The 1860-nt window shown below is 38.2% G+C and carries 2 protein-coding genes; both read left to right on the forward strand.

Annotation, left to right across the window (positions count from 1 at the left end; all coding sequences use genetic code 11):
* Positions 1-46 precede the first annotated feature (46 nt).
* Positions 47-1447, forward strand: coding sequence for a Cof-type HAD-IIB family hydrolase (locus tag ACMZ6U_RS10230; RefSeq protein ID WP_416108319.1), 1401 nt, complete (start codon positions 47-49; stop codon positions 1445-1447).
* Positions 1447-1806 carry a S1 RNA-binding domain-containing protein gene (locus tag ACMZ6U_RS10235; RefSeq protein WP_416108320.1) on the forward strand — a complete coding sequence of 120 codons (360 nt, stop codon included), beginning with the start codon at positions 1447-1449 and terminating at the stop codon, positions 1804-1806. The genes ACMZ6U_RS10230 and ACMZ6U_RS10235 overlap by 1 nt, the downstream gene beginning before the upstream one ends.
* Positions 1807-1860 lie beyond the last annotated feature (54 nt).

Below are 1860 nucleotides of genomic sequence, written 5' to 3' on the forward strand. Positions count from 1 at the left end.
GTTAACTAGTACCACGAGTGTATAGTATTTTTAGTAAGGGGAAAGAATGGATATCAAAACGAAATATAAGGCCAAAAAGATAAAAGCAGTTTTCTTTGATATTGATGATACACTACGTATTAAAGATACAGGTTATATGCCTCAGTCGATAACAAATGTTTTCAAATCTTTGAAAAAAAAGGGGATTTTAACAGGTATTGCTAGTGGTCGTGCAATTTATGGTGTGGTTCCAGAAATTCGCGAGCTAGAACCTGATTATTTTGTCACGATTAATGGGACTTATGTCATTGATCGAAAAGGTGAAGAAGTGGCTAATTTACCATTAGATAAAACGATTATAGAGTCTTTTGTCGTATGGTGCCAAAAAATTGGGATTGACTATGGTTTTGCAGGGAAAGAAAAGCCAGTGGTATCAGCCCGTAAAGAGTTAATTGATGATGCTATGATTCCTGTATATGGACGCCTAGATGTTGAACCGGATTTTCATCTGAATAACGATGTTTATCACATGTGGACCTTTGCCGAGAATAATTCAGAGCTTGTGTTGCCTGATGAACTAGCGCAACAGGTGCGTTTGGTACCATGGCATGTGCACTCATCCGATACAGTGAAGCTGGGGATTTCAAAAGCTTCTGGATTGGATTACGTTTTGGAAAAAGAAGGCCTAAAACCAGAAAATGTCTTATTCTTTGGTGATGGACCAAACGATATGGAGATGTTTGACCACGTTGGTCTTAAGATCGCCATGGGTAATGCTGTTTCAGAATTAAAAGAGAAGGCAGATTATGTTACTGGTAAAGTAGAAGAAGATGGCATTTTACATGCCTTGGAGGAATTAGGTTTGGTAGAAAAAGAATTACACTTCCCACAGTTGGATTTAGAAAATGTAGAAGGCCCTGTTGCAACAATAAAAACAAATCATGGTGATTTAGTGATTAAATTATTCCCAGAACAAGCTCCCAAAACAGTTGCTAACTTTGTAGGTTTAGCAAAAGGAGGTTACTATGATGGCATTATTTTCCATCGTATTATTAAGGATTTCATGATTCAAGGTGGTGACCCAACTGGAACTGGTATGGGAGGACAATCGATTTATGGAGAGAGCTTTGAAGATGAGTTTTCAGAGGAACTTTATAATCTTCGTGGGGCACTTTCAATGGCAAATGCTGGTCCTAATACTAATGGTAGTCAGTTCTTTGTCGTTCAAAATGTAAGCTTCCCTTATAGTGCTAAGGAATTGGCTCGTGGAGGATGGCCAGAAACTATTGCTGAGCGTTATGCCGAAAATGGGGGGACGCCACATTTAGATCGTCGTCATACGGTTTTTGGGCACATAATAGACCAAGCTTCTTATGATATTTTAGATAAGATTGCAGCTGTTGAAACAGGTGCGCAAGATAAACCACTTGATGATGTCATTATTGAATCAATTGAGGTTGTGGATTAATGAATATTGGAGATAAACTCAAGGGGACCATCACAGGTATAAAGCCCTATGGTGCTTTTGTCCAATTAGAAAACGACACGACAGGTTTAATTCATATCTCTGAGATAAAAACAGGATTTATTGATAACATTCACAAGTGTTTATCGATTGGTCAAGATGTTACTGTGCAGGTCTTGGATGTTGATGAATATACGCAAAAAGCAAGTCTCTCAATGAGGACTTTGGAGGAAGACCGCCACCAAATGATGCATCGGCATCGCTTTTCAAGTAATCGTCATCGGACAGGTTTCAAACCTTTAAATGATAAATTATCAGAATGGATTGATGAAAGTCTGCGTTTTTTAAAAAGAGAAGAGTAAAAAAGGCTCTATTGAGATGAAAAATGGGCTCTTTGTCAACTGTAGTGGGTTGAT

The organism is Streptococcus pluranimalium, assembly GCF_047785745.1.
Lineage (GTDB): Bacteria > Bacillota > Bacilli > Lactobacillales > Streptococcaceae > Streptococcus > Streptococcus pluranimalium_B.

Excerpts from the sequence above, each read along its gene's own strand:
- ACMZ6U_RS10235 (WP_416108320.1), top strand. The coding sequence starts at position 1,447 with ATGAATATTGGAGATAAACTCAAGGGGACCATCACAGGTATAAAGCCC.
- ACMZ6U_RS10230 (WP_416108319.1), top strand. The coding sequence starts at position 47 with ATGGATATCAAAACGAAATATAAGGCCAAAAAGATAAAAGCAGTTTTC.